We start from the raw sequence: 25,576 nt of genomic DNA, 5'->3' as shown, positions 1-25,576 counted from the left end.
CGTCCACCTGCGGCAACAAGGGCTCTATCCGCTCCCACGCCGCATCCGTCAACTCACCTCGACCTGCCACAAGATCAATTATCAGACAGGCCTTAACACCCCTGGGAAGGCGTGCGGTTCACGACCTCCTGGGGGTCGCGGACGCCGCTGGGCGTCGTGCTGGTCGAACCGGAGCTGGTTGCCGAGATCATGGTGGACACGGCGCTGGAGCGCGGGGTGTGGTGGCACCCGATGAGCTTCGCCCGGCTCCGGCTGGACGTCGCCGTCGCGGACGTCCCGCCCTTCGGCGCGGGCGCCGAGCCCGCCAGCGGGTGACCGGCCGTGCCCACCACCCCTGATGCCGTCAGGGGCCGGCGAGGATGTCGTGGGTGCCGATGCGGCGCCAGATGACGTGCTGTACGCCGGGGCGGAGCGCAGGCCCGTATCGCCAGGTGGCGCGTCCTGCGGGTCCAGCGCCCATGGACCAGGTGAGCTCGTAGATGCCGGATGTGCGCTGGACGCGCTTGACTGGTGGAGTACGTACGGGTTCGTTCGTGGCCACGTGACGCGTCGAAGCCGTATTTCAGCTGGTAGATCGGGGTGCTGGGCTCGTTTACTCGATGGCGTGAGATCTCCGCAGTAACTCGCAGACTCGATTGGGTTGGAGCGGGATTCCCTGGCGTTGGCCGTGGTGCAGGTGATTCCGGGGTCGCCGTGGACCTCGACCGTGAACGGGACGGGGTCGAGGTCCTCGAAGGACAGGGTGGCCGGTACGGGACACGCATGATCACCTGGTGGATGCTTGTTCGTCGGGGTTGGTGGGTGGGGTAGGGGTGGTGCCGAAGCGACGGTCGCGGCGGGTGTAGGTGTCGATGGCCTGCCACAGGTGGGTGCGGTCGGTGTCCGGCCACAGGGTGTCGAGGAAGACGAGTTCGGCGTAGGTCGACTGCCAGGGCAGGAAGTTCGAGGTGCGCTGTTCGCCGCCGGTGCGGATGAGCAGATCCACGTCCGGCAGGTCGGGGTGGTGGAGGTGGGCGGCGAGATGGCGGGGGGTGATGTCGTCGGGCTGGATGGTTCCCGCAGCCGCTTGACGGGCGAGTTCACGTGCGGCTTGGGTGATTTCGCTGTGGCCGCCGTAGTTGATGCACATGTTCACGGTCAGGCCGGTGCGGTGGCGTGTGAGGTGCTCGGTCTGGCGCAGTGCGTGCACCAGGTCCGGTGGCAGTCCTTCGGGGAGGCCGGACCAGCGCAGCTGGACGTCGCGTCGCCAGACTTCCTCGGTTTCCATGACGAGGCAGTCTTTGACCAGGCGCAGGATGGCCTGGATCTCAGCGGCGGGGCGTGCCCAGTTCTCCGAGGACAGGGTGTACAGGCTGAGGTGGGGCAGGCCGATTTCGAGGGCGCCGTAGATGACGTCCCGCACCGCGAGCTGGCCGGCTTTGTGGCCGGCGGTGCGCGGCTGGCCTTGGTGGGTGGCCCATCGTCCGTTGCCGTCCATGATGATCGCCACGTGTTGGGGGATCAGGTGGGCGGGGAGTTGGGGCGGCTGGACACCGCTGGGGTGGGGCACCGGAGGGAGCGGAGGGGGCGTGCGCGCTGTGTCGTGGTCGCCTTCTGCGGGGTGCGGCAGGTGGATGGTGGCACGAGGGGTGGCAGCGATCTGGGTGTGGCGGTGCCAGGACCTGGCCGTGCGGAGTCGGCCGCGGGCCAGCGTGAGGTGGAAGCGGACCGGGTTAGCCCGGGAGCGGCTCTGCAGCAGTGCGTGGGGTTGGCGGTCGATGCGGTCCAGTTCGAGCAGGTGCAGGTCGATGACGGTTTGCAGGGCTGCGGCCATGGGTGGGTGCTGGGCGCCGACGGTCGCGGCCTGAGCCAGCCACTGGCGGGCCTGGGCGGTCATGGCATGAACCATGTCGGCATACCGGCCGTCCGCCCGGCCGTGGGCGAGGTCCTCAGGGCTGACGTCGTGCTCGTCGAGCACGACGGCGGGCAGCCTGACGAAGCCCTCCTCGGCGTCTTCCCGTAGGTCGCGCAGCGCGTCGATGAGGTTGAGCGCGTCGGTCCACACGCGCAGTGCCTGGGCGTCGTCGGGCGTGAAGGCCAAGCCGGGGGTGGTGAGCAGGGCCATCAGGCGCTTCACGCCGAAGGGGAAGGTGATGGTGTGCCAGTAGGTGTACCAGTCGTCCCAGGAGGTGATGGCGCTTTGGCCTTTGGCGTCCTGGCGGTATACGGCGTTGGCTGCCGTTACTCCGTCGCTCGGCAGGTCCCAAGTCCATACGGCGTGCACGAGGGCCGCGCGCAGGGGGTCTTCGCTGTGGCCTGCCCGCAGATCGACCTCCAGTAGTCCGCTGAACCGGCTGACGCGTTCGACTCGTTCCTGCTGGTCGAGGTGCTGGGTGTCGGAGAGGTCGTCGATGTGCCGGCCGTATCCGTACATGGCCCAGAACAACGGTCGCAGCCGGCCGGGCAGGAGCTTGGTGAGAGCTGCTTCCACCGGACCCGACCGGTGCATCAGGCGACGGCAGATTTCGTAGCCGGTGATGACCGTGGTGTCGTGGATACCGACTTGGCGGTAGACATACATACGGACCGGGTGCAGTAGACGCAGGGCGATCTGGCGGGCGCGGGGACTGGTGGCGTGCCCGCCCAGGAGTCTCTGTGTGATGGTGCGCCGGCTGGTTCGGGCGGTGAAAGCAGCCAGGCCGGCGGCGGTCAGTCCTGCCGACCAGCACAGGCCGAGCAGCAGGTGTCGCCAGGGGGTGTGGGTGAGGTCGACTGCGGACACGGCGGACTGCATCGCCCCGTAGGCGGGCAGCCACTTCAGCAGCGGACTGTCCGCAGAAGGGTTGGCGACGGGGTTCTGCAGTGTCAGGTCGATGAAGCTCAGCATGATGACGGCAAACATCCCCGCGAGCTCACTGCGCAGCAGCGCCGCCAGGAGGATCCCGACGCCCCCGTATGTCAGGGCTCCCACCATGAACGCCGCGGCCAGGACGTCCAGGCGCTCAGGCCGGTAGAAGAAGCACACCCATGCCGTGGCATACGAGGCGGTCAGTGCCGCGGTGAGGAGCAGTACGGTGCTGCGAGCCAGCAGCAGGCAGATGCGCGGGTAGCCGGCGAGCACCATGCGGTGGTCGAATTCCGCGGAGCGGCTGGCAGCGAGGAACATCATGAACCCGACGATCAGCGCGAGGGAGTGCAGCCCACCGGACAGCTGGCTGACCGTGTTGGCACCCAGGGCCACGGGCTGATCGGCCGCGCGCAGGAAGAACCGGACCGGGTCGCTGGGCAGGACCTGGTAGGCGAGCGTCAGCCACAGCGGAACGAAGAAGAGCACCAGGACGAGCGCGAGCCGGTTGCGGGCCTGCTCCAGCGCAGCGTGACACACCGCTGTCCCCAGACACCGCCCCCACCACCTCATGCGGCACGCCCGGTGACGCCGCGTCGGGCGGCGGTCGGGGTGCCGTCCTGCGACCGGGGCAGGTGGCCAGGGTTGTGCTGGGTCGTTGACACTTTCACTCCACGAATTCGGTGGGAGGCCGACTCTGGCCCCAGGGGTGCGCACGGGTGACAGGACACGGTCACTGCGAGAGCACGCCTGTCATGCGGTTCGGTTGTGTACGGCCTGGATCAGGTCGCGCAGCGCGAATGCCGCCGTGACAGGCAGGTGGGCGCGGTTCAGGCGTTCCAGGGCCTGGTGGTGGCGCTCTTGGAGGAGGTCTTCCACCGCTTGGCGGGCGCCGCACTCCTCCAGCACCCCCTGGACGCGGGCTGCCGTATGGGCGTCCAGATCCGCCGCGCCGACCGTGCGGAGAAGCAGTTCCTGACCAGCCCGGTCCGCCCGGCGCAGAGCGCAGGCGAGCAAGGCGGTGTGTTTGCCTTCGCGGAGGTCGTCCAGGGTGGGCTTGCCCGTACGGCGGGGGTCGCCGAAGGTGCCCAGCAGGTCATCGCGCAGCTGGAACGCCTCACCCAACGGCAAGGCGATGGTGCTCAGCACGTGCAGGAGCGACTGATCCGCGCCGGCGAGCGCGGCGCCGATCTGCAGCGGGCCTTCCACGGTGTACTGGGCGGTCTTGTACCGGGCGATGCGCAAGGCGGTGCTCAGGGAGTCGGTGGGGCGGCCTGTGGTCACCAAGTCCAGGTACTGGCCGGTGACGATTTCGCGGCGCATGCGGTAGACCACCGGCAGCACGGCCTTGAGCTGCTCGGGAGTCATGGGCGTGCTGGTGAGGAGTTCATCGGACCACACCAGCACCAGGTCGCCGGCGAGGATGGCCGCGTTCACGCCCAGCCGGTCAGCCCTGGGATGGCTCGGGTGGTACGCCGCCAGAGTGCGGTGCAGGGACGGCCGGCCCCGACGTTGGTCGCTGCCGTCCATGACGTCGTCGTGCATGAGCGCGAACGCGTGGAACATCTCCAGGCAGGCGGCCACCCGCAGGACCGAGACCGGCGGTACGGGGCTTGTGCCTCCGGCCGCGTACCAGCCCAGCACGCACATCAAGGGCCGGATCCGCTTGCCCGGCGCGGAGATGAAGTCACCCACCGCATCAAGCAGTGTTTCCAGACCAGGCTCCTCGGCACGGCTGCCGCTGACCTTGTCGGCCACGAACCCGGTCAGCACCTCCTCGATGCTGCGAACAATCCGGTCCAAGTCCAGCCGACCTGCGCCGGAGCCCACGGAGCGAGCAGGCCACAGGAGCGCGGACGTTGGACTGGAGGCGTCATCGCGTACAGCGGTGACCGGAGACTGCCGTCGGCTCATGCGACCCTTCCCGCGGCGCTGCTGTGGTCGACGGCCAGAACGCCGTCCTGGAGTTGGTACAGCACGTCCAGGCGCTCGCGGTCGTAGGCGAGGTGGGAGACGACCACGACCGCGCGGTCCCGCTCCCGCAGTCCCTGAGCGATGTCCCAGAACCGCAGGTAGGTCTCCCAGTCGAAGCCCTGATACGGCTCATCCAAGAGCAGCACCTCAGGGTCGTGCATCAAACCCAGGGCCAGGTTCAGCTTCTGCCGCGTCCCGCCGCTGAGCGTGTGCATGCGGCTGCGAGGGCTCTCGTCGAAACCCAGCTCCTCCAGCAGCTCCCACACGCGCGCACTGCTTTCGAGCCGGTAGGCGGCCTGGAAGGACCGCACATGCTCAGCGACCGTGAATGCCGGGTGCAGCACAGTGTTCTGCGGGCAGTACCCGATCCGCCCTCGGCACTGGACCGTCCCGCTGTCGCCCGCGGCCTGACCCGCCAAAATTCGCAGCAGCGTGCTCTTGCCGGCGCCGTTCGCGCCAACGATGCCCAGCAGACAGCCCTGCGGCACGTCCAGGCTTACCCCGCACAGTACCGGGCGCCGGCCATAAGCTTTACGGACGTCATGGAGACGCAGAAGGGCACCTGCGGACGCCCAGGTTGAATTGTTCACTTCATAAGCAACGACTGGGCTGCGCAATGGTGGCGCGGTAACAAGCGCTCCATGGCGTGCGATCGGTACCGGCGCCCATGGCGCTGCCCAGCGGCTCTGCGAACCCGCTGGCAAAGCCCGCCCCAGGCACCTCCGCCACGCGGGTTCAAGCGTGCGCACGTCCCAGATTCCGCGAACCCGCGTGCTTCGCGGAGGCCGGCGCGGAAGTGCCCGCGGGTGCGCAGGTCCTCGACCAAGGCGGCCGCGGTCTGGTGGAAGTGGCGGCGCTGTTCGGGGGTGAGGCGGCGATGGTCGGCGGTGAAGGCCCGAGGGCCTCCAGGGCGAACATCTCCGTGGTCGGCTCGCCGGCCTCTGGGCCGGGCACGGCGGTGACGGGGACGACGACCGGACCTCGCTTGCCGCGGCTTCAGGGGTCGCTGCGGGAGGCCAGGCCCCCGGGGTGATGGGGATCTGTGAAGTCGGCCAGTTCCGCTCTTCGTGCCCCACTCGGTTGCTGTCGGCAACGATGTCGGGTGCACGTCGCTCTTCCCCGGGCTCAGCACGAGGTGCAGACTTTTCACGGTCTGGCGCTGGGGGGACGGAAGGGGCGGGCGTGCAGCCACTCACTGAGCAGGATCCGCGGAGGTTGGGGGGTTACAGGCTGCTGGCGAGGCTCGGGCAGCGCGGGATGGGTCGGGTCTATCTGGCCGAGGATCAGAGGGGTGGGCTATTCGCCCTGAAGGTGGTGCATCCCGAGCGCGCGCACGATCCTGAGTTCCGGCGGCGTTTCGCCCGGGAGGTCCGGCTCGCCGCCCGGGTCCATGGGCCGGGCATCGCGTCGGTGACCGATGCCGACCCGCATGCCGAAACACCCTGGCTGGCCACGGAGTTCGTTCCCGGCCCTACTCTGGGCGAGGCGATCGCCCAGCACGGCGCCTTGCCCGCCGAGGCCTGCCGTGCAATTAGGGCTTGTCCGGTCGATCATGTGACTAGCCGGTGTCCGTGTCGTTGATGTGGACATGGGGCGGGGAGATCTGACTGACGCTGAGTGGGAACGGCTGCGGCCGTTCCTGCCGGTCAGCAATAGGCGTTGTGGCCGATGGCGGGATCACCGGCAGGTGATCGACGGGCTTCTGCATCGGGTGCGGACCGGCGTGCAGTGGCGTGACCTGCCCGAACGGTTCGGGCCGTGGAAAACCATCTACGAACGCTACCGGCTGTGGTCGGCCGACGGGACGTGGGAGCGTCTGCTCCAGCAGGTCCAGGCCGCAGCCGACGTGGCGGGTGAGATCGACTGGGAGGTCTCGGTCGACTCCACGATCGTGCGGGCTCATCAGCACGCCGCTGGTGCCCGCACCGACCCGCCACCGGCACCCGCCTCAAAGGGGGCCGCGCCGACAGAACATCAGGGCGAACCGCGTGGCAGAGCCTGCACAGCCGCCTGGTGGAGGTGGTGCGGGAGGTGAGGGCCTGGGCCGCTCGCGGGGCGGGTTCACCAGCAAGCTCCACCTGAGCGCGGACGGATGCTGCCGCCCTCTGTCGCTGGTCGTCACACCAGGTCAGCGGGCGGACTGCACGCAGTTCAAGCCGGTACTGGAGAAAGGCTGCCCTTGCGAAGCCGTAAGGGGTGCTGCGAATGCACGAGGACTCCTCGCCGGACTGGTCCAGCGAGGAGTCTCCGAGTGAATTTCGAGATTCCTACCGCGGTCGCAATGCATTCGCGGCAAGGAAATCCAAGAAACTCATCCCTTCATTAGTTGTATCCCCGGTCTCGTGATCCAGAAAATAGACCATATCGATCGCGTTATTGCCCTCGCAGAGGAATCCCCATAGATCCCCAGTTCCCACTGGGGAAAATGCATAGAATTCCACCGGCCACCAAGGATTGGAGTTCACGCTGACGGCATCGTCGCGCTGAAGGGAGTCGGGGCGTGCTGGAAAAATGTCCATGAATCCGAACGAGCCTGCCCCCACTTCCGACATGAACCTCAAGTAGTCGGCAGGGAGTGAAACTGAAAGCTCCCTCTGGATACGGTCCAAATCTTCTTCTGTAGCGCGCATAGGCTCAAATCCTGCGAGCCACCAAGGGTGCAGACTGCGAGTCTCGTCGATCAATGCCTCGAAATCGGCGAAGTCCATCTATGTTTGCCCCCTCATTTATCTACCAGATGGCCAATTGTCGAACCATGCTTCCGGGCCGTAGGTGCTACCCCAGCCTTGCTCCATTGATCTGTACCACCAGTGAAGCTGGGTATCTTCCTTCCTCATCTTCGAGGTGACGCCTTGGTTGAACTTATTGCGATGGATGTCGGCGTTGAGGTGGAAATCTTGATCCAGCTCGTGAATCGGAGATCCCGCCTCTTGGTCGGCGTGATGGATTTGTAGGCGATCTCCCAGACTTTGCGGGCGCAGCCCGCGTGTTCCTCGACCAATATCGTTCTTTACCCATGGCCCTGCAACTCGCACCGGCGTGTCAGCCGGCCCGTAGCCCGTACCTGCCGCGCCGTCGTAACCTCCCGGCCTGGCGCAGACGTTATGGACCAGAATAGGCGTGGAGCCAGCCAGTACATAGTACGTGTGGAGGCTGGCGACCGTGAGGTTGTAGGTGGTGACAGACTGTGTAAACCGGTTGTTTGCCGAGACTACGGCAACCTTGCCCTCGTCAGTCAGTAGGGTGCTGCCGACTTCGAGGGATCCCGCGTCTATCCAGTCACGCTCGGAGGGTGACCAGAAGGGGTGGCCACTAGTGGCAGTAAGCTCTTCGGTTCCGTTTTCTGTGGACAGAGATAGGGAGCTGAGTTCCTTGACTCCTTCTTGTTGGAACAGGGCCGTTACTGTGGAAGATTTGGTTTCACCGGTTTCTGGGTCAGAGGAGAGAACTTCGTCGCCTGTTTTGATTTCTTCGATCTTTTTTGTCGAGCCATCCGCCATTTTGACTAGGGTGCCTGCCAGGAAGCATTGCCTCGTGGCGAGCCGTGTAGCCCAGGCTCCCTCTGATATGGGGCCAAAGGGAAGCGAACTGACTGCCTCTCCGCCTGCATATCCCATATCAAATGCCGCGGATCCGGCGTCCACGCCGTACTCGTTTACGGCCTCCTTGCGGATGGCGTCGCCTGCGCATTCGACCTCGCCAAACAGCTTGAACCCTTGACAGGCGAATGTCAGTCCATCGGCGACCCCTGCCAGGAATCCGGCGGCAAGGTCTCGGTCGTTACCCATGGGCTGGTTGACCCACGTGCTTTTACAAGAGGCTCGGTTGCATACCGTCTTTGTGTGGCCCTGGGGCCTGCTGCCCTTCGAGCCCTTCGAGCCCTTCGAGGGACCAGTGCCCGCCCGGGAGCCGTTGTACGGCTTCGGGATCCTGTCCTGTGCCGTGTACGCGCTGTTGAAGTCGCCACGGATCGGCGTGGGCCGACTGGGGTGGCCTACCGGGAGGTTGTCGTCGCGCGGGTTGTAGTGGCCGCCGCAGTGGCCGTTCTTGCAGTCGGTCTCGATGAGACCGGACGGGTCGCTTTTGTTGATCGGGTTGCCGCTGGCGTACGTGTACCCGTTCATCTGCGTCGGGTTGGTGATGTCGATGATTGGGTCGACGGATATGAAGCGGCCGGTGGTTGCTTCGTATTCGCGGGCGCCGACATGCGTCAGGGCCGTGTTGGTGTCGTCGATGCCGCTGCCGAGGAAGCCGCGGCTGCCGGCCCAGTTGCCGGGCTGGGGGCCGCGGGGGTTGCCGTACGGGTCGGACTTCCGGCGGGTGATCGCCTGTCCGGCGCTCTGCTCCACCGAGGTGGTGGCGGTGCCGTGGTGGTCGGCGAGCTGGACGCTGAGCTGATGATTGTCGGCTTTGCCGCTGGTGCGGCGGACCGTGGTGGCGCCGGCGCCGCTGTAGTAGCGGACGGCGTCGATGGCCTGGCCGGCCTTGTTGACGGTGATCTCGGCTTCGCCGAGGTAGAGGGTGCGGGAGCTGCCGGTCTCCTCGATGAGACGGTTGCCGCCGGCGTCGTAGATGTAGGTGGTGGTGTTGTCGAAGGTGAACTGCTGCGGGCCGGTTGCGTTGCAGGACCACAGCTGGACGTCGCTGCCGTCGGCGGCGTTGTTGGGGACGTCGACGCACTGGTTGGTCGCCGGGTTGTTCAGCGACTTGTCACCGGCGCGGTAGATGAACTTCTGCTTGTCGCTGCCCTCACAGGTGGCCAGGACCAGCTTGCTGCTGCTCGTGGTCAGGCACTTGTCCAGGGCCCGAACGGTGTTGCCGGTGAGGCGCCACTGCTGGGCCTTGGTTTCGTTGCAGGGGTAGATCTGGACGGGGGTTCCGTCTGCGGTGCTGCCCTGTTCGACGTCGAGGCACTTGCCGGAGCCTCCGACGATGGGGGCTGCTCCGATACCGGGGCTGCTGGCCGAGGTCAGCTTGTTGCGGCGGTCCCAGGTCAGGGTTTGCGTGTCGCCGTCGATCCGACGGGTTTTGGTGTTGCCGGATGCGTCGTAGGTGTAGTCGGTGAGCGAGGTGACCGTGGAGCCCGGGGTGCGGGTGTTCTTCTCGGCCTTGGAAAGCGCGTGCGGCTGGGTCCTGACCGGAGGCTGGGCGCCGCCGACGAGCGCGACGCCGTAGGTGTAGGTGGTCTCGTCGTCCAGTGCGCTGTTGGTCAGGTCGCGATTGATCAGCTTGGTGCGGTTGCCGATCGCGTCGAACTGGTACTCCTGCCAGAAGCCGTCACCGTCCGGCCCGGGCGTGACGTCGGCCAGGCTGGGGCCCGTGCAGGACGCGGTCTTGCCCGTCCAGGCCTTGGTGAGCTGGCCCATCGGGTCGTACGCGTAGCACTGGCGGTCCTCCCGGCCGCCGGGCTGGGAATCGGTGATCGAGGTGATGTTCCCGGCCGGGTCGTACGCGTAGGAGACGTCGCTGATGCGGTTGGGGCCGCCGGTCTCTCGGTCGGTGATCTGGTTGGTGACCTGCCCGGATTTCTGGTTGTAGAGGGTCGTCGTCCACACCCGGTTCGGCGCGTTGCCGGTCGCGGTGCGCAGGACGTTCCCGAGCGGGCCGTACTTGACGTCGGCGGTGTACCAGTTCAGCCCCGACAGGGACTGGGGCAGGCCGTCCGCGTTGTAGCGGGTGACCAGCTTCTCGGCGGCCAGGCCGCCCGGAGTGGCAGGGAGGGTGGTCGACTGGACCTTGCCCGTCGGGGTGTAGGTGGTGCTGTAGGCGTAGGTGCCGGCCAGGCCCTTGGTCGCGGGGACGTTCGGGATCGTGCTCTTCGAGCCGGTGGAGCGATATTCGGCGTCGTAGCCGGTGACCTCGCTGGTGTACGCCGCCCCGCCCTCGTAGCGCGTGGACGCGACGGGCTGGCCCTTGGCACCGGGCAGGGTGTCGAAGGTGAAGGATGCGACGAGCGGTCCGTTGGGGGCGTCGTCACGCAGCTCGGTTGTGCGGCCGAGGACGTCGTACGTCGTGTACTGGGTACGGCCGCTGGAGTCCTTCGCCCAGAGCTGCTGGTCGAGGTTGTCGTAGCCGAACTCCGACCGTCCCGTGTCCGGGTCCTCGGACCACGTTTTGCGGCCGCGGACGTCGTAGCCGTAGGTCCACTTGTTGCCGGCCGCGTCGGTGACCTGGGACAGCTTGTTGCGGACGTCGTAGGCGTACGAGGTCTTCGTCCAGGTGGTGAGGTCGGTCGACGTGGCGTACTCGATGGCCGACGTACGTCCCAGCGGGTCGGTCCACGTCTTGGTGGCACCGCTGCCCTTGAGGGGGGTGTTGCCGTCCGTGGACATGGCCGAGCGGGTGAGGGTGAAGTCCCCCTCGTACTGGGCGATGTCGGAGTACTGCGGCACGTCCGCGTGCAGCGTGGTGGTGCGGACCGCCCGGCCGAGGCCGTCGTACGCCGTCTCCGTGGAGTTGGGGACCTGGAAGACGCTCTCGGGAACGAAGATCTTGTTCGTCGGGGCGCCTTCGGCGTAGTAGCCGTTGTTGGTGCGGCGGACCGTGCCGTTCGCGCTGTAGAGGGTGTCGGTGATGAGCCGGCCGCCGCCCACGGCCTCACCCTGGTTCTGGCGCGGGCGCAGGAGGCCGTCGTAGATCGTGAGGGTTTGGGTGTAGGTGCCGTCGTCCTGCAGGGCTCTGCTGATGACCGCTGGGGCCTCGTGTTCGGAGATCTGGTAACCGAAGGTGACGGCCGCCTTGTCGGTGCCGGGCTTCTGCGACGGAATCCACACGGCGGTTGAGCGGCCCAGGCTGTCGTAGGTCGTGGTGACCTTGCGCCCGTTAGTGTCAGTGGCTTCCAGGAGGCTGCCGCGGGCCGGGTCGACCGTGGTGGTCGAGGTGTGCCCAAGGGCATTGGTCTTCGTCACGGTGAACGCAGGACCGGCTGCCGGTGCAAAGGCAGTGGTGGAGGCATTGCCGGCGGGGTCATAGGTCTTGACGGCGCGGCCGAGGGCGTCGTACTCGCTGCGGGTGCTGGTGATCCAGCCGGTCCCTGCCGCGTCGAGTGTGTCGGCCTGGAAGACGAGCCCCTTGGTCGGTGCAGTGCCGAAGGAGTTCAGAGCGTCGTATGAGGTGCGGGAGTCTGCAAGGACGGTGCCGGTTGCGCTCTGTGCGCAGTCCCCTTGGGTCGTGCGGACCCTGTTTGGCAGACCGATCAGGTACTGGCCGGGGTTGTGGACGTAGCTGGTGGTTGTGCACTTCTGCTCAACGCTGGACCATCCGGTTCCGCTGTTTGCCAGGGCTTCGGTCTGCGTGGTGAGAAGCAGGCCGTAGGTGGTGTCGTAGGCGTTGCGGGTCCGGACCATGCGGGACTTGCCGGCGCTGACGTTTGTGATCTCGTCCGTGCGCGTGACATCGCCTCGGAAGGCCTCAAGCGGTGTGGTCCCCTCCCGTGGGCGACTTGCTGTTCTCTGGCTCGAGGGCCAGGTCAGGACCCGGGTGACGACGCTGCCGCCTGCCTTGGTATAGGTGATGCTCTCGGCAGCATTGCCCTGGTACTGACGCAGGTCCTCGCCGAGGTCTTCGGTGTTGGTGGAGTCCTTGATCGTGATCTTGGGTCGGCCGGCATCGCCGGACATTCCGCGGAAGTAGCGGGTACGGGTCTGGGACTGCTCGGTCGCGTCGCTCTTGCCCGTGTTGGCGGTGACGCCCTTGCTCACGACGACGCTGGCGTAGCCGCGCCATTCGTTGTAGGTGCGCAGTTCGGGCTTGGTGAACTCGTCGGTGTCCTTGGCCCAGGCAGTGTCCCCCTCATAGGTGTAGCTCGTGGTGACGTCGGGCTGGCGGGCGACACGGTCTTTCTCGGTGACCTTGTCGACGACGTACTTGTTGAACCACTCCAGCTGGGGCTTCTCCAGTTCACTGTCCGGGGACCAGTGGACGGGGAAGCAGCGGGTGGTGTTCTCCTCAGGCTTCGGATGTGCTCCGCCGACGGGGCAGGGCGAGGAGTAGTCGACGGAGATCTCGCCGCCGGTCTCGGTGCGGATGGTCTCCACGCGCAGGCGGTCGAAGTCTGGGGTCGCGTCGGTGGCGCTGGTCGCGACGCGGTTGGGCATGTCCTGGACATTGGGCAGGAAGGAGACGGGCGGAAGCGCGATGCTCTCCTGGTTGCCAGCAGCGTCCTTGGTGGTGCCGAAACCGGTGCGGGTGATCGACTCCAGCCACAGCGGCGGGTGGGTGTCCGTGCGCTGTCTCGGGAACGACTGCGCGAGCGTCCACCGGTCCACCAGGGACAGCGCGGTGGAGCCCGCAGTGCGCTGGGCGTAGGTGGTGACAGCGGTCAGCCGCTTGCGCGTCCAGAAGGACGGCGCGCCGCTGTAGCAGTCCTTGGCGTCTGCCTTGCAGTGCAGGGTGGCTGGGGTGTCCCACCAGGGCTGCTTGGCACCGTAGTTGTTGCCTTCGAACTCAGCGTCCGAGCACTGGGTGACGCCTTCCTTGATGCAGCGTTCGGCGGCGGTGAACTCGACCTTGCCGGCCGGGGCGCCAGACAGGTTGTCACTGCGTAGCCCGTAGGTGATCTGAGTCGGGTACCCGGCGCGGGTGTAGGAAACCGGTTCCTTGTACTTGCCGTTCTTGGCGTAGCGGTTGGTCTCCTTGGCCCAGTCGATGATCATGGCGTTGCCGTGGACGTCCTCAACGTAGTCGAGGTTCCACCGCCACCCTTGATTGCACGAAGAGGCCGCGAAGGAGGTCTGGTAGCAGGGTTCTCCGGGGTGGTTGCCGAAGACCGGTGCCGTGAGGACCGAGTTGGTGACAGGTCGGCTGCCGGCGCCGTCGAGGTCGTGGCGGCCGAAGAAGTAGCGGGTGCCGTCCCGGGTGGTGATGACCCAGTACTCACCGTCCTTCGCCCCGTTGGCGATACCGGCGTCCGTCTTGCGTTCGACGCGGGAGCCGTCGTCCGATGCCGGGACCCAGGCACCGGTGGTGGCGTCGTGGACCAGTTCGGTGGTGGAGCCGCCCAGGGACATGACGACGTTGTCGCCGACCCAACACAGGTCACTCTTCTTCTTGTCCGTGCTGTTGTCGTTGTTTGGCTTGGCCGGGCTGGCCTTGAGGTCGTCAGAGCATGAGCGGTAGCGGCGCTCGATGAAGCCGGGCTCGTAGCCCCAGCCGTCGCCGATCCAGGATGCCTGCCCGTTGGCTACGGAGGTCTTGCCGTCGACTGCTTGCGATGAGTACCCGAAGGTGACCGTTGGTGTGGGTCCTGCGGGCGCGGGGGGGACAGTCAGGGGGTACGACCAGGAGAACCCGCCGCCGCTGCCACCCGCCGACCAGGATCCCGAAGGAGAAAGGGACGTCGCCTTGTAGGTGCCGCCCGCGCCGGAGGCGCCGTCGGAGGCGGCCAGGACGGTTGGGCCGCCACTGCCGCCGGCCATCGTGCGCAGACCCTGGCTCGGTGCAGTGGCAGGGTCGATGGTCGCGCGCACTGTGCCCGTGGCGGGGTCGTTGACGCTGGGAACATCTTGGGCGACGGAGCACTCGGGCAGGTCCGGAGTGGTCAGGAAGCACTCGGGAAGCTGCTTGAGCTCCAGGCGCGTGGCCCACTCGGTGCCGTAGAGGTCTTTGAACTTCTTGTAGTCCAGCTGGACGTCAACAGGCGTTGACCCTTCCGCCGGCGGAGTTACCTTGATCAGCGCGCCGTCGACGTTTGCGGCCTCTGTCACGGCGCGAGTCTCCACTGCCACCGACCAGGTGCCCGACGGTGCGGGCGGCGTCGGGTTCTCGGCGGTCGGCGAGGCCTTGCCGATGCTCACCGGCAGGGTGCCCGCCTGGACCAGCTGGTCGCCCGACAGAGCGACACTCACCGTCCCACCAGCTGGAGGCGTGATCTTGGTTGGTTCGTACTCGGAGGGCGGCTGGACGGGAGCCCCAGCCCAGCCTTCGAGCTTGGCGGCCTCGACCTGGTCGAGCCTGGCCTTAATGTCCTGCTGGAGCCCGGGCAGCTGGACCCCGCTGCGGTCGCCCGGTGACGCCGCCCAGGCCTGGACGGGCAGGAGTGATGCGACTAGCGCCACCGAGACGGTGATGCCGGCATGCCCGGCGAGACGCGCGCGTCTTTGGCGCGCACTCTTGCTTCCGGGCAGGCGGAAATGATGCGCCGAGAACGGCGACATGTAGACCCCCCACGATCTGCCCACGGTGAAGACACACGTGTGGCAGGAAACTGTCAAATAGTCCGCTGATTCTCGGGCTCGCGCGAGGAGAAAAGCCATAGCGATCAGGCAGTGTGGCCTTTATCACTTACAGGCGGAATACATCATGAAAAAGCTCGCATAAAGGGCACAGTTGCGACATTCTCGCAGGTGACGCCATCTGTTGAATCAGTCATGCTCTGCTCGCACATTCCGTGCGCGAACGTCCGGATGGGGAGCCGGGTATTTCGTGCTGCCCGGCCATCGGGCTCCTTTGTCTGAAAACACCCAGGGGTGGCGGAATCGCATACCCGAGGGGGGAGAAGAAGTAGCGTGTCAAAAACCGAACCCACGACCGTCGGTTCGTCAAAGAAGTCTAAAATAACCGGAGTTGGCCAACATAGCTGGCTCCGTCGACGCAGGACGTTGGGCGGCCTCTCGGCGCTGCTGGCTGTTGCCGTCGCCGTCCCGGTCGTCCTTAACCGCAGCGACACCAGCACACCGGCTCAGGCCACGCCGTCGCAGAACCCCGACACCCCTGTCGCCGCGCCCGAGGCGCGTCGGTTGGCGAAGGAGAGTGGCAAGGAGGTTGAGGTCACGGCGGAGCGCACGGCGCACACCAGCACGTTCGCGCAGCCGGGTGGGACGTTCAAGCTGCGGGTGTCGAGTGCGGCGACGCGGGCGAAGGTGGGCCAGGCGTGGAAGCCGATCGACACGACGCTGGAGCGGGTGGAGGGCGGCTTCGCGCCCAAGGCCGTCAATGGGCGTGTGGTGTTCAGCGCGGGGTCGAAGGCGCAGACCGGCGGGGGCGGGGGCGGGGGCGGTGAGCGAGCCTCACGTGGCGTCTCCCGTGTGGTCCTGGCCCGCCCCGCCGCGGTGACGGTGGACGGGCCCACCCCTGTGTGGAGCGAGCTGGTACGGCTCACCACGGAGGGGCACGACCTGGTCGTGGCCTGGCCTGGTTCCCTTCCGGAGCCGGTCATCTCCGGTCCGCGTGCCCTGTACGAGAACGTCCGCCCGGGCATCGACCTGGTGATGACGGCGCAGGATGCCGGTTACACGCACGTCCTGGTCGTGAAGGACAAGCAGGCCGCTGCCGACCCGCTGCTGGGGCAGCTGAACTACCGCCTCTCCTCCCCGGATCTGACCTTCCACCTGGACGAGGCTTCGCGTTCGGTGAGCGCGAAGGACTCCAAGGGCGTGGAGATCGCCGGTTCGCCGACCCCGTACATGTGGGATTCGGCGGGCAAGGTGGCCGTGACCGAGGGCGAGGCGCAGCCGGCGCCGGCGCCGGAGGCGAAGGACCACCCCACCCTGGCGCTGCCCGGACTCAACGGTGCGGAAGGCAACCACGCGAAGGTCGCCGGTGCGGCCCTGTCGGCTGAGAACATCCTGACGGTGACGCCCAGCAGGCAGCTGCTGGAGGACGCGGACACCGTCTATCCGGTCTTCATCGACCCCTCGTTCAAGGGTCACAAGCAGAACTGGACCGCGTTCTACAAGACCGAGGGCGGCTCGAGCTTCTGGAACGGGCAGAACTACAACAGCGGATCCGGTACTCCCGAGGCCCGTGTCGGCTATGAGACGACGACCTACGGCACCTCCCGGGCGGCGTTCATCTTCGACTTCGGGAGCCAGATCCACGGCAGCCAGATCCGTTCGGCGAACCTGCGGATGCTGCAGACCTACTCCTGGGGCTGTGATGCCAGGGCCTTCGACGTCTACCACACCCCGCTGATCACCAGCTCCAGCACCTGGAACAACACCAACACCAGCGCGTTCTGGAGCAACCGCATCGCCGGCGCGTCCACCGGCCACGGATACAACAGCTCCTGCCCTGACGCCTGGGTCGGCATCGACATCAAGGCGAAGGTCGAGGAAGGCGCCCGCGGCGCCTGGCAGAACCTGACGCTCGGCCTGCGCTCGCCGAACGAGAACGACGCCAGTTACTGGAAGAAGTTCCTCGCCAACGGCGAGAGCGCCCCGTACATCGAGGTCGAGTACACCAAGGTCCCCGACACCCCGGTCCAGGCGAACATGAGCACCTCCCCGGGCGGTGCGTGCGTCACCGGGCAGCCGTTCACCAAGATCGGCAAGTCCGATGTCGACTTCCGTGCCAAGGCCTCGGACGGCGACGGCAACCTGCGCCGGCTGAGCTTCCGGATCTGGGCCGCCGACGGTTCGCCCGTCGCTGACGAACTCCGCGACACCAACGGCGACGGCGCCGCGAACGTGACGATCCCGTGGGAGAAGTTCACCCCCGGCAAGACGTACTACTGGCTCGCCCAGGCCATCGACTGGGACGGACAGTGGTCCGGCAGCGGCCCCATGGACTCCGGCGGTGGCGGCTGGTGCAGCTTCACCGTCGACCACACCCAGCCCACACCGCCCACCATCCGCTCCGAGGACTTCCCCGCTCCCGGCCCCGACGGCGCCGAGTGGAGCAAGAACACCCTCGGCCCCGGCAAGATCACCGTCATCGCGGGCGGAACCAGCCCCGCGGACATCACCGAGTTCCAGTGGTCCCTCAACCACCCCGTCTACGACAAGAAGGCCGTCCCCGCCACCGGGTCGGACACGGTGACCGTCGACGTCAACCCCGACAACGCCGGACCCAACCTCTTCTACGTCCGCGTCGTCAACAAAGCCGGCAACCCCTCCAACCCCGTCACCTACACCTTCTACGTCCGCCCCCGCCCCGGCCTCGACGGCCCCGGCGACACCACCGGCGACGGCAAAGCCGACCTCCTCGCCATCGACGCGGCAGGCGACCTGCGCGTCTACCCCGCCGACCAGATCGGTGACGTCGACGCCTGGATGCCGGCGGCCACCGACAACGGCAAGCCCGTCCCGGCCGGCTACTGGAAGGACGCCGCCGGCAAGAGCGCACTGATCGCGCACTCCCACGACTGGTACCCCGGCGACGGCATCACCGACCTCATCGCCCGCATGCCCGACGGCAAGCTCTACGTCTACCAGGGCGACGGCAACGGCCGCTTCGACATCAGCCGCCGCACCCAGGTCCTCCTGCCCGCAGGAGCGCCCGACCCGGCCACGTTCTCCCAGATCGTCGTCGTCCCCGACATGAACGGCGACAAGATGGAGGACATCTTCGCCACCGCCGGCGACGCCTTGTGGATCCTCACCGGCTACAGCGGCGCCACCATCACCGAAGCCCGCCAGCTCTCCGCCACCAGCTGGACCAAGCGCGACATCATCGACATCCGCGACATCACCGGCGACAACGTCCCCGACCTCCTCTTCCGCGACGACACCACCCCCGACCGCGGCCTGGCCCTGCGCCGCGGCAAACCCGGCACCGGCGGCGGCGCCGACATCAACTCCCTCGCCCTCGCCGTCAACTCCGCCGACGGAAAAGACCTCACCTACGCCACCACCGGCTGGGACAGCACCACCTGGCCCCTCCTGCGCGGCACCCCCGACGTCAACAACGACCAGATCCCCGACTTCTACGCCACCCGCAACGACGGCACCCTCCACCTCATCAACGGAGGCCGCACCACCGCCACCACCAGCTGGCGCGTAGAAGAAGACGACTGGGCTACAGCCCGCGCCATCGGATAACCCAGCCCCCGCTCCACCAACGAGTGCCCGGCCGGAACATCCGGCCGGGCACTCATCACACACCCAAAACTCCGCACCATTACCCACATCGCCCAAGAGGTGCAGCATGACACTGGCCTACTTCCTCCTGACCCTCGGCACCATCAGCCTCATCGCAGGCACCGCACTGGCTCTCAACATCCGCGATGCCGCCGCCGCGACGGCACACTACGCCCAGGCCAACGCCGAGCGGGCCATGCACGCCCGGGGAGACCTCGGCCCGCCCAAGCGAGCCATGTCCAAGCAGGTCTACCGGTACCTGGGAGCCGTGATGGCCCTCGCCGGGCTGGTCCTCACCCTCGGCGGCCTACTGGAACTCGCCTTCTGATCCCCTACCCGGCACCTCCGCCGGGACCCGGCCTGCTCTGGGGCCCAGCCTGGCCCTCGGGCAGGCGGATCGGCAGAGGAGGACTTCAGGATGGTGCTGCGGTCCCGGCGGAGCCGATGCTGGCGCAGGCCGCCGAGCTGCTGCCGGGCCCGGCCGTACCGCGCGCGGGGGTCGCCTATGGCTAGAAGTTCGACGGGCACCGGGCGCTGCTGTTCACCCCGGCCGGCCCGGGCGGGCGGGTGTGGCTCCAGACCCGGCGCGGGCCCCTTGTGCAGGACCGGTTTCCGGATCTGGTGGCCGCCGCCGAGCAGCTTCCCGGCGCCTGGGCTGCGAGCTGCTCGTCTGGAACGTGGCGGCGAGCCGGCTCTCGTTCGAGGCGTTGCAGCGCAGAGCCGCCCCGCGAGGCCGCCGCGCCCCGTCCCTGGCCGGGAAGTGGGCCGGCCTACTTCGTCACCTTCGACGTCTTGCAGCTGGACGGGGAAGAGCTGCTGCACCGCCCCTGGGGGCCCGATAGCCCTGGACGCTGCTGACGACGCCACTACTGCGGCCGATGCGCCGCTCAGGTGCCGGGCCGGGGCAGGCAAGCCCTAAACAGGTGAATCGTGAGGATGTCGCTGTCATGGCGTCGGCATCCTTGCTGTTCTGGGGGCGGCCCAATGTCATGGTGCCGCAGGTAGCCATCCGTTCCCGTCGATGAGGGGGCCGGATGCGACGTATCGCTGCTGTCATCGACGTCCATCGCCATCCCCGGACCAGCCGTCCGGACCACCACGGAGAGCCTCACATGACCCTGCGCAAGCCGATCACAGCACTGTTCGCGGCCACGGCACTCGCTGCCACGACGCTGCTCGGATTGGCCACTCCGGCAGCTGCGGCCGACTGCCCGGCCGGCAACCTCTGCCTCTACAGCGGCACCGATTTCACCGGCTCACAGTTCAACCTCTACCGGTGTGACACGTACGAGCTGTCGGGCTGGGAGGGTTACGGATCCTGGATCAATAACCAGACCCCGGGGACCCGCGCCCAGTTTCTGGATCAGAATCACAACGTCATCTTGACCACACCCGGCGCCTACTCCGCCCACTCCAGCTTCGACTGGACGCCTGTCTGGTACGTCCGCCCCTGCTGAGCCGAGCCTTGGCCCGCCTGCGTCGGCGCCGACAGCTCGTGTTGTCCGGTCGTGGGCGCCCCGACATCCGAGGCGGCCCTGGCCGCGCCTGGGGGTGTGGGAGGCCTGAGGCTTGACGGTACTGCTCCCAGCCTGCCGGGCGCCGGGCCGGGCCGGGCCCAAGTACGCCATCCGACCCTGCCCCATCCCCGCCAGACGCCGCGCCTGCATAGTGTCCCCGACCAGGCCCCACCGCTGCGCCCATGACCGCGCGCCGAGCTCAGCCCCCCACAAGGCGCTGGGGTGTGGTGAGGGTCAGTGGCTGGTGGCCTTGGGTCCCTCCGCAGCCGTGGTGACCTGCTTTAGATTGGCCATCTCATCGACTCGGCTGACGCTAGGGGGATTGGGTGCAGCAGGGTATGGCCGTCGGGAGTCGCTACCGCGTGGAACGCCTCCTTGGCAGGGGTGGCTTGGGCGAGGTCTGGGAGGCGACGGATCATACCCTCGGCCGGCGGGTCGCCATCAAGTTCGTCACCGGCGTCATGCAGTACCCGGAGGCGGCTCAGCGGTTTGCACGTGAGGCCCGCACGCTCGCCTCGCTTCGCCACGGCAGCGTCGTGACCGTTCACGACGCCGGAACGGCCGACTACGACAACCAGCCCCTGCCTTACCTCGTGATGGAGTTGCTGGACGGCGCCACCTGGGAGTTCTCGCACGTGGACTCGGTCGTGGAGACCGGGGCACACTTGGCGGACGTTCTCGTGCACGTCCACGCAGCGAAGGTTGTGCACCGGGACATCAAGCCCTCCAACATCATGATCTGTGCCGACGGGCGCACCGTGCTGATGGACTTCGGCATAGCCCGGGACGACGCCTCGCTCACCCGCACAGCCACCACCACCGGAAAATACTTCGGAACCCCCGGCTACATGGCCCCCGAACAGCTGCAAGGCCGTGCCGCCACACCCGCCTCGGACGTCTACGCGCTGGGAATCGTCCTGGTCGAGAAGCTCACCGGCCACCGACTGCCTGTCACGCAGCTCATGCCCCAGGTCCAATCCTCCATCCGCGAACCCGTACTGTCCCTGCTTACCCGGATGACCGCTGCACGTCCCGAGCAGCGGCCCACCGCCGCCGAGTGCGCCTCGCTGCTGCGCGCGTCCGGCACGACCACGACATCGCGGCGCGTGCCGTCCACGAGGCAGGCGCGGCTGGAACGGCTCGGCCCGCCGGCGGTGCTGCTGGCGCTGCACACGATCGTCCTGTTCCAGCCCGCTTACAGGACAGCTGGAGGCTGGAGCGAAAGCGTTGTCAGGTCGTTCGGCAAACAGATCGTCTATGCGGAGGAAGAGGACTTCTTCGAGTGGAACTTACGAGCCGGGCGAGCCCTCACCACCGTGGGAGCCGGCGTCGGGATAGCGACGCTGCTGGTGGCGGTCATGCTGCTCGTCCTGAGCTCTCGGGTGCCGGCGAGGCTGGCGGGCTATGGCGCGGCAGTGCTCACCGTGGTGAGCCTCGGCTGGCAGACGATGGTCGACGCGCCCTATTACGCCGGCAGCGGCTATTACACCCAAGCCGTCTATGGCCTGTGGCTCTTCTATCTGGTGACGGCGGTGACCATCGCCATGTACGTCTACCACGATGTCCGTGCCCGCCGCGCCACCGCACGGCTATAGACCACGCCCGCACAGAGTCGGCCGACGATGCCCTCCGGGCAGCGGCCGGAATCGCCGCCCGCGCCCTGACCTCCCCGTGGACCCTCGGTCCGATGACCACGGACATCGCGACGGCAGCGGACTGGCTTGAGTCCTGGACCGATGTGCCCGGGCTCGAAGGGGCAGTAGCCAAGCCCATGGCGGCGCCGTATCAGGCCGGCCGCCGCGCCTGGACCAGAATCCGCCGCAGGGACACCACCGAAGCTGTCATCGGCGCCATCGCCGGCACCCTGACCCGCCCACAGCTCCTGGTCCTGGGCCGCCACGACACCACGGGCCGGCTGCGCGCCGTCGGCCGCACGGTCGCCCTGCGCCCGGAGCAGTCCCGGCAGGTCGCCGAGCACCTGCGGCCGGCCGGCCCCGGGGCACCCCTGGGAAGGGGTGCACTTCGCGGCCGCCTGGGGGTCCCGCGACGTCCTGGACTCGGTCCTGGTGCGCCCTGAGGCGGTGGCGGAGGTCAGCGCCGATCGGGCCGTGGACCGCGGCGGCGTCTACCGGCACCCGCTGCGCTTTAAACGGCTGCGCTTGGACGTGGGGGTGGAGGATGTGCCGCGCTTCGGGACGGGCGCAGCTGCCGCGGCTGGGTGAGCGCACAGCGGCAGGTAGCTCGTGTTCTGGGTCCTGTTCAAAGATCTTGCTCGAATGAGGCAGCGCTTTGAGTGTCCCGTTCGACTACATGGTGTGAAGGCTCTCGGAGTTGACGTGATGGGGTGGCTGGGGCCGCTCCTTGGGCAGAGTGAAGTGTGGTTGGGGGTAATTCCGGTGCGGACTCCTCGTCCGCACCGTGACCGGGTCCGAGCTGCTGTTCCGCGTCGGGGTCCGGCGCGAACTCCTCTTCCGCCCCTCCGCCTACCACGGGCCCCGCTCCCCGCCGGCCGCTGGACCGGAGCCGGTGACGGAACCGGTGCCCGCGGGGGCGCCGGCGGCGCCCGCGAACTCGATCCGCACCACGCTCTGCGCATCCACGGCCAACTCCACCCGCACCACCACAACCTCCTCCGCTGCACCACCGCACTGCTTCGGCACCACGGGCTCGGCGATCGCTTCACCAGGGGTGTCCGGACGGCCGGCCGTACCGCGCCGGCACAGGCTCACCACAGCGACCAGAGCGTGCACCGCGCTCACGGCGGTCGGGACGTACCCGATCCACTCCAAGGACGGCATGTTCAGTGGTTCTCCATCTACTTGGCGGGACGCGGTCGGCGTGATCGCGTCCTCGCCCCGCAGACGAACCCCACCGCGCACTTCTCCCTCCGCAGCCCCCCGATTCACCCAAGTGAGTGAACGAAGAGCCTGCGCCGCGCTCCGGCGCACGCCAGCGTCGCCGCCGAACCACATCACCGGGCAGATGCCGCTGCTGGGGCTCACCGGCGGGGAAAGGCCCGGGGCCAGGCCGTGCCCTGACCCTGGTGCAGTGCCGATTCGCCGGTGAAAATACGGCCCCGGGGAGTGAACTGCTGCTCCGCGCCCTGTTGCTGTTGTCGGGGTGGCCGGTAGAACCGCCGCATGATGATCTTGATGCGGGCCGCGGCAGCGGCCGCTGCACTCGCCCTGTCCTTCCCCGCGACGACCGCGCTCGCCGCCGAACGCCCGGTCGTCGTGCCGCAGGTGCTGCCCATGGGGGTCGCGGTCTCCGCGCTCCCCCTCGCGGTCGAGGACCGGACCGACTACCAGCGCACTTCCTTCCGGCACTGGAACGCCGGTGACCAGCCGGCCGACGGCTGCAACACCCGCCAGGAGGTGCTGCTGGCCGAGGCGGTCGTCTATCCGGAGATCGGACCGGGCTGCGCGCTGACGGGCGGGGTGTGGTGGTCGTACTACGACGACCGGGAGGTGACCCCGGCCGGGGCCTTGGACATCGACCACATGGTGCCGCTCACCGAGGCCTGGGACTCCGGGGCTTCGGCGTGGACGGCGGCGAGGCGGGAGGCGTACGCGAACGACCAGGGCCAGCCGGCCTCCCTGGTCGCGGTGACGGCGCGGTCGAACCGGTCGAAGGCGGATCAGGATCCGGCGGAGTGGCTGCCGCCGTCGGCGCAGGCGCTCTGCCGGTACGGCGCGTAGTGGACGGCGACCAAGCTGCGCTGGGGCCTTGCGGTCGACGAGGCGGAGCGGGACCGGCTGCTGGACATCGCGGCCGGCTGCGGGGACACGCCGGTGGCGTTCACGCCGGCTCCCTAGTGCTGTGACCGCATATGTTCACCGGGTTGATGGCCGCGCTGCTGCCCTTTGTCCTCCGACGGAGATTTTGATCTTCGGCATGGGACCATCGGTGGGTGAATCGACAGAACAGCCGTGACTGCTCTCTTGAGGAGCTCGAACACGATCGTTGGCCAGCTCCGTTGGGCGAGGTGACCCGCCTTGTTGCCATGGTGCACGCGCTTCGGCGTAAGCCGCTTGTTACGTTGACGGTCGAGGACCTGCGTGTGCTCATCCGGCAGGACCTCGGTCTTGCCCACGTGCTGCCGCTGGCGCTTGAAGTACTGCAGGAGCACCCGATGGCGGAAGGTGACCTGTATGAGGGGGACCTACTCAGTGCAGTGCTGACCCGCCAACCGGAGGTATGGAAGGCGTCACCGGAACTCGCGCGAGGTCTCTCTCTGATCGTCTCGGAGCTGGTCGACCCGCCATCGCCCGTGGGAGAGGAAGCCGCGCGGTTCCTCGCCCTTCATGCGGCTGATGGCGGTGACTCCGGGGCCTGAGCACGAATCACGCGGCGTCAGAGAATGGGCGTCCGCCCCAGCAAAGGCTCTTCTCGGATAGCGGTGGTCGCGGCGGCTACGGGGCCGGACCGGGCGGGGCTCATACGCGCGGGGGAGGGGATTCACCGGGGGAACGGTCATGCCTGCTCCAGGCGGCCGGAGCGCGCTGAGGTGGGGGGCGTACGCCGGGCGGGAGCCGCCCGGCGTACGCCCGGCCGGTCTACGGCCCGGGCAGCCCTTTAGGTCGAGTTGAAGGTGTGCCCCGAAACCTACGTATCTGAGAACCTGTGGACATGTCGTATCCCGATGAGTCAGGAGAGGCTCGTGCTGAGCTGCTCAGCCGTGCTGTGGTGTCCCTTCGGCAGGGGAACCAGCGAGTGGACATTGAGCTGCGTGGTCCGCTCGCCGGGGGCTGGAGGATGCCGCATCGGGGGACGATGAAGGCGTCATCAACCCCTGGGCTGTCGATGTGGCCCGCGTTGTACTGGGACAACGGCCCATCATCTGAGTCCGCGGCAGTCGGCCGGGCCGGCCGGGGAGCTGGCCCCGCTGCGCCGCCGGCTGCTGGGGGCGGGCGGTCGGGATGCTCGCGGTCGAGGCGGGCTGGGCCGTGGTGTCCGTCTGGCACCGGAGTGATCGGCGGCGGTCAGGTCGCGGCCGTCGTCACGCAGGCTGCCATTCAGCTGTGCCGGGTCCACAAATGGCCCGGGTCTCCTTGGCGAGGAGTCCCGTCGCTGGGCTGTGCGCTCCCTGGCAGCGCACCGCGTCCACGACGCGCGGGACCTGCTGTACGACGCCGTCTATGACCTCACTGCGAACGCGCCCGCATCCGGAGTGAGAAGGGTGTTCGCTGGGGAGGGGCGTCGCACCACGATGGCGGCCTGAGCGACTACACCTGCTCCTGATACACCCTGCTCCCGGTCGGCTCGTGTGACATGGCCCAGGCCGGCCCACGCGGTCAGCTGGTCGTACGTCGCCATCGAACGATCCTCTTCCGTCGGCTGTGCTCCTGACCCTATCGAGCCGGCCTCAGGTCAGAGCCCGGCCGCACTTGCGGGACAGCCCTACACAGCCAAGGCGTGCTCTCTCCGGGGAGACGCTGGAAAACGCGGTGGGCACCCGGCCCGAA

General features: G+C 67.8%; 14 protein-coding genes and 2 pseudogenes. 9 read left to right on the top strand and 7 right to left on the bottom strand.

Going from position 1 to position 25,576, the window contains the following annotated elements; translation table 11 throughout:
• The first annotated feature begins 111 nt into the window (after positions 1 to 111).
• A complete protein-coding gene (locus ACZ51S_RS32500) occupies positions 112 to 315 on the top strand; it encodes a hypothetical protein (protein ID WP_468888977.1) in 204 nt (67 codons plus the stop codon).
• 28 nt (positions 316 to 343) lie between these two features.
• Here ACZ51S_RS32500 and ACZ51S_RS32495 read toward each other — a convergent pair whose 3' ends face one another.
• The 4 genes from ACZ51S_RS32495 to ACZ51S_RS32480 form a co-directional block, all read right to left on the bottom strand.
• Complete coding sequence (locus ACZ51S_RS32495) at positions 344 to 541, bottom strand: hypothetical protein (protein WP_468888975.1); 198 nt, start codon at positions 539 to 541, stop codon at positions 344 to 346.
• A 225-nt stretch (positions 542 to 766) separates the two neighbouring features.
• Positions 767 to 3,364, bottom strand: a complete 2,598-nt coding sequence (gene uppS, locus ACZ51S_RS32490; protein WP_468888972.1) for a polyprenyl diphosphate synthase — start codon at positions 3,362 to 3,364, stop codon at positions 767 to 769.
• A gap of 213 nt (positions 3,365 to 3,577) precedes the next feature.
• Positions 3,578 to 4,627: a polyprenyl synthetase family protein gene (locus ACZ51S_RS32485; RefSeq protein WP_468962850.1), complete on the bottom strand. Its 1,050-nt coding sequence runs from the start codon at positions 4,625 to 4,627 to the stop codon at positions 3,578 to 3,580.
• A 107-nt stretch (positions 4,628 to 4,734) separates the two neighbouring features.
• Positions 4,735 to 5,388, bottom strand: a complete 654-nt coding sequence (locus ACZ51S_RS32480) for an ABC transporter ATP-binding protein (protein ID WP_468888967.1) — start codon at positions 5,386 to 5,388, stop codon at positions 4,735 to 4,737.
• A gap of 998 nt (positions 5,389 to 6,386) precedes the next feature.
• Here ACZ51S_RS32480 and ACZ51S_RS32475 point away from each other — a divergent pair.
• Positions 6,387 to 6,969: pseudogene (locus ACZ51S_RS32475) on the top strand (IS5 family transposase); the annotation flags it as partial.
• A 96-nt stretch (positions 6,970 to 7,065) separates the two neighbouring features.
• Here ACZ51S_RS32475 and ACZ51S_RS32470 read toward each other — a convergent pair.
• Positions 7,066 to 7,506 carry an SMI1/KNR4 family protein gene (locus ACZ51S_RS32470; protein ID WP_468962849.1) on the bottom strand — a complete coding sequence of 147 codons (441 nt, stop codon included), beginning with the start codon at positions 7,504 to 7,506 and terminating at the stop codon, positions 7,066 to 7,068.
• A gap of 18 nt (positions 7,507 to 7,524) precedes the next feature.
• Positions 7,525 to 14,952, bottom strand: coding sequence for a ricin-type beta-trefoil lectin domain protein (locus ACZ51S_RS32465; protein ID WP_468962847.1), 7,428 nt, complete (start codon positions 14,950 to 14,952; stop codon positions 7,525 to 7,527).
• A 582-nt stretch (positions 14,953 to 15,534) separates the two neighbouring features.
• Here ACZ51S_RS32465 and ACZ51S_RS32460 point away from each other — a divergent pair.
• The 5 genes from ACZ51S_RS32460 to ACZ51S_RS32440 all read left to right on the top strand — a co-directional run bounded on the left by ACZ51S_RS32460 (position 15,535) and on the right by ACZ51S_RS32440 (position 22,188).
• Positions 15,535 to 18,555 carry a DNRLRE domain-containing protein gene (locus ACZ51S_RS32460; protein WP_468962844.1) on the top strand — a complete coding sequence of 1,007 codons (3,021 nt, stop codon included), beginning with the start codon at positions 15,535 to 15,537 and terminating at the stop codon, positions 18,553 to 18,555.
• Positions 18,556 to 18,661: 106 nt separating this feature from the next.
• Positions 18,662 to 18,922 carry a hypothetical protein gene (locus ACZ51S_RS32455; protein ID WP_468962843.1) on the top strand — a complete coding sequence of 87 codons (261 nt, stop codon included), beginning with the start codon at positions 18,662 to 18,664 and terminating at the stop codon, positions 18,920 to 18,922.
• A gap of 784 nt (positions 18,923 to 19,706) precedes the next feature.
• Positions 19,707 to 20,051, top strand: coding sequence for a peptidase inhibitor family I36 protein (locus ACZ51S_RS32450; RefSeq protein ID WP_468962842.1), 345 nt, complete (start codon positions 19,707 to 19,709; stop codon positions 20,049 to 20,051).
• A 422-nt stretch (positions 20,052 to 20,473) separates the two neighbouring features.
• A complete protein-coding gene (locus tag ACZ51S_RS32445) occupies positions 20,474 to 21,706 on the top strand; it encodes a serine/threonine-protein kinase (protein WP_468962841.1) in 1,233 nt (410 codons plus the stop codon).
• Between the two features lie 92 nt (positions 21,707 to 21,798).
• Complete coding sequence (locus ACZ51S_RS32440) at positions 21,799 to 22,188, top strand: hypothetical protein (protein ID WP_468962839.1); 390 nt, start codon at positions 21,799 to 21,801, stop codon at positions 22,186 to 22,188.
• Positions 22,189 to 22,594: 406 nt separating this feature from the next.
• On the opposite strand, the gene ACZ51S_RS32435 is transcribed toward ACZ51S_RS32440, so the two are convergent.
• A complete protein-coding gene (locus ACZ51S_RS32435) occupies positions 22,595 to 22,909 on the bottom strand; it encodes a hypothetical protein (protein WP_468962838.1) in 315 nt (104 codons plus the stop codon).
• Between the two features lie 345 nt (positions 22,910 to 23,254).
• On the opposite strand from ACZ51S_RS32435, the pseudogene ACZ51S_RS32430 reads away from it, so the two are divergent.
• Both ACZ51S_RS32430 and ACZ51S_RS32425 read left to right on the top strand, forming a co-directional pair.
• A pseudogene (locus ACZ51S_RS32430) lies at positions 23,255 to 23,926 on the top strand (HNH endonuclease family protein).
• 95 nt (positions 23,927 to 24,021) lie between these two features.
• Positions 24,022 to 24,447 carry a contact-dependent growth inhibition system immunity protein gene (locus ACZ51S_RS32425; protein WP_468962837.1) on the top strand — a complete coding sequence of 142 codons (426 nt, stop codon included), beginning with the start codon at positions 24,022 to 24,024 and terminating at the stop codon, positions 24,445 to 24,447.
• The last annotated feature ends 1,129 nt before the right edge of the window (positions 24,448 to 25,576 follow it).

The sequence above is a fragment of the Streptomyces sp. NPDC034043 genome (assembly GCF_055575675.1).
The sequence above is the reverse complement of the archived record's forward strand: the minus strand, read 5'-3'. Positions and strand labels throughout refer to the sequence as shown.